This window comes from Terriglobales bacterium (assembly GCA_035543055.1).
Lineage (GTDB): Bacteria > Acidobacteriota > Terriglobia > Terriglobales > Acidobacteriaceae > JAIQFD01.
In genome coordinates this window covers 1-3,106 of sequence record DATKKJ010000146.1, presented here as the reverse complement: position 1 = coordinate 3,106, position 3,106 = coordinate 1, and the positions used below count along the sequence as shown (strand labels likewise).

Annotated in this window: 4 protein-coding genes; all 4 read left to right on the top strand. The window is 64.4% G+C overall.

What is annotated here, in order from left to right:
- The coding region (locus VMS96_10000; protein ID HVP43756.1) for an arsenical-resistance protein at positions 1-504 on the top strand (504 nt) is incomplete at its 5' end.
- Between the two features lie 116 nt (positions 505-620).
- A complete protein-coding gene (locus VMS96_09995) occupies positions 621-1,889 on the top strand; it encodes a Glu/Leu/Phe/Val dehydrogenase (protein HVP43755.1) in 1,269 nt (422 codons plus the stop codon).
- A gap of 227 nt (positions 1,890-2,116) precedes the next feature.
- On the top strand, positions 2,117-2,470 hold the full coding sequence (locus VMS96_09990; GenBank protein ID HVP43754.1) for a hypothetical protein: 354 nt from the start codon (positions 2,117-2,119) through the stop codon (positions 2,468-2,470).
- 154 nt (positions 2,471-2,624) lie between these two features.
- Positions 2,625-3,106: hypothetical protein (locus tag VMS96_09985; protein HVP43753.1), on the top strand; the 482-nt coding region annotated here is incomplete at its 3' end.

The window sequence follows — 3,106 nt, the reverse complement described above, 5'->3', positions numbered from 1 at the left end:
ATCCCGCTGGCCGCCGGCTCGTTGCTGCGCCAGGTGTTCATCGCCCGGCATGGCCGCGAGTGGTTCGAGACTGCGTTACTGCCGCGCTTCGCGCCCGTGACCATCACCGCGCTGCTGGCCACCCTGGTCTTCATCTTCGCCTTCCAGGCCGACAACATCACCGGGCGCTGGCTGCACGTGCTGCTGATCGCCGTGCCCATCCTGCTCCAGGTCTATTTCAACTCGGCGCTGGCTTACGGGCTGATGCGCCTGCTGAAGGTCGAGCACAGCGTGGCTGCCCCGGGAGCGTTGATCGGCGCCAGCAACTTTTTTGAGCTGGCGGTGGCCACCGCCATCGCCCTGTTCGGCCCCGGCTCCGGCGCCGCCCTGGCGACGGTGGTCGGCGTGCTGGTGGAAGTCCCGGTGATGCTCTCCGTTTGCGGCGTCTGCGATCGCACCCGGCATTGGTTCCCCGGCACGTCGGCCGAAGGCGAGGCCGCAGCGGTCGTTCTGGCGTCCCCTTAGCCCCGGCTTGCTTCGCTTTCCCCCACTTCCTTATACTTGCCGTTTGTCTGCCGCACAGTTGAGCGTGATGTCCAGTACTCCCCCTGGTTGCGCCCGGCACGCATCGGAGAATCCCAATGGCTAAGACCATTTCCGTCGAGCAGGAGATCAATCCCTGGGAATCGCAGGCGGCGCGCTTCGACCTGGCCGCCCAGAAGCTGAATCTCGACGAAGGATTGTGGAAGATCCTGCGCTATCCCAACCGCGAGCTCATCGTGCACATCCCCGTCTCGATGGACGACGGCCGCCTGGAAGTCTTCACCGGCTTCCGGGTGCAGCACTCGATCGCCCGCGGTCCCGCCAAGGGCGGCGTGCGCTACTCGCCCGATGTCACGCTGGAAGAGGTCCGCGCCCTGGCCGCCTGGATGACCTGGAAGTGCGCGGTGGTGAACATCCCCTTCGGGGGCGCCAAGGGCGGCGTCATCTGCGACCCCAAGAAGATGTCCATGGGCGAGCTGGAGCGCATGACCCGGCGCTACACCGCGGAGCTGATGGAGTTCATCGGCCCGGAGAAGGACGTCCCCGCCCCCGACATGAACACCAACGAGCAGACCATGGCCTGGATGATGGACACCTACTCCATGCACATGCGCCAGACCGTCACCGCGGTGGTCACCGGCAAGCCCATCGACATGGGCGGCTCGCGCGGCCGGCGCGAGGCCACCGGGCGCGGCATCATGGTGGTCTGCGACGAGGCCCTCAAGAAGCTCAAGATGAACCGCGACGAGACCCGGGTGATCGTGCAGGGCTTCGGCAACGTCGGCTCCAACGCCGCCCGCCTGATGTATGAGCACGGCTACAAGATCATCGGCATCGCCGAGTGGGACGGCGGCCTCTACAACCCCAACGGCATGGAGGTGGACAAGCTGGTCGAGTACCGCCAGCGCAACGGCACCGTGGTCGGCTTCCCCGGGGCGGAGGTGCGTGAGTCCGCTTCGCTGCTCACCACCGAGTGCGAGGTGCTGCTCCCCGCGGCCACCGAGAACGTCATCACTACCCAGAACGCCGAGTCGGTGAAGGCCAGGATCCTGGCCGAGGGCGCCAACGGCCCCACCACCGCCGCCGCCGACGACATCCTCCAGGAGAAAAAGGTCTTTGTCATCCCTGACATCTTGTGCAACGCCGGCGGGGTCACCACCTCGTACTTCGAGTGGGTGCAGGACCGCCAGGGATACTTCTGGAAAGAGTCGGTGGTCAACGAGCAGTTGGAGCACATCATGCGCAGCTCGTTCGAGGACGTGGTGGCGTACGCCGACACCCACGGGGTGAACAACCGCATCGCCGCCTACATGCTGGCCATCAACCGCGTGGCCTACACGATTCGGCAGCGCGGCATTTACGCTTAGTTGAAGTACTCAGTACTTGGTACTCAGTACTCAGCAAGCCCTTTACGCCTGTCATCCTGAGTGAGGACGCACGCCCGAGCGAAGGATCCCCGGAATGTTCGCCGCGCGGGTGCAGCCCACAGGTGCTTCAACCCGATGCCCGCAGCTCGGGCAGCGAACTGGGTACTAAGTACCGGGTACTGGGTACTCAGCGCCAAGAAGCCGGCTTTCATTTAGAATTTGCACGCATGTACGACGACTTCCACGTCAAGGACCGCTGGACCGGTGAGGATGTGCACTGCATCTACCAGGCGCTGATCGTGGCCATCGCCACCCGCCACGCCGACGCCGTCGACGTCAAGTTCCTGGTCAGCGGTCGCCCCGTCTGGATCGCCCTGCCCCATCCCGCCTGGGGCGAGTACAACAACCGCACCGGCAAGCTCATCACCGATCCGCTGGCCATCCAGATCGCCGGGCATTATCTGCAGCAGGCGATCGAATCGGGATTGGATAGCGGCCGCGAGATGTACACCCTCTCCGTCGCCGAGACTCTCGAGCACCTCGAAGCCGTCCTCGCCGAACCGGCTCCCCAGCCCGCCTAGGCCTCGGTCAATAAGTTCAGCTTGGAATTGTGCCCCGCGGAGCGCACAATATTAGGGTTGTACCTTCATCCTTCATTCATACCGGCCCCGGTATCTTCGGGGCACAAGCGAGGCAATTATGGCGACCGCGATTCATGAACCATCTACGGAAGAGATGGGTACCAGCAATAAGAAACTGTCTCAGTGGGTCGAAGAAGTAGCGCAGCTCTGCAAGCCGGAACGCGTTTACTGGTGCGACGGCTCCACCACCGAGTACCAGGAGATGGTCCGGTTGATGGTCCAGGCAGGCACGGCGATCCCGCTCCATCCTGAGAAGCGCCCCAACTGCATCCTGGTCCGCTCCACCCCGGCCGACGTGGCCCGGGTCGAGGACCGCACCTTCATTTGCTCCGCCACCAAGGACGAAGCCGGCCCCACCAATAACTGGAAGGAGCCGGGCGAGATGAAGGCCACGCTGAACAAGCTGCTGACCGGATGCATGGCCGGCCGCACTCTGTACGTCATTCCCTACAGCATGGGGCCGGTGGGGTCGCCCATCGCCAAGATCGGCGTCGAGTTGACCGATTCCCCCTACGTCGTGGCCAACATGCACATCATGGCCCGGGTCGGCGCCCGGGTGCTGGAGGTGCTGGGACC

Bases quoted from the DNA above. Each gene is read 5' to 3' on its own strand.
- VMS96_09995 (HVP43755.1), top strand. From the start codon at position 621: ATGGCTAAGACCATTTCCGTCGAGCAGGAGATCAATCCCTGGGAATCG.
- VMS96_09990 (HVP43754.1), top strand. From the start codon at position 2,117: ATGTACGACGACTTCCACGTCAAGGACCGCTGGACCGGTGAGGATGTG.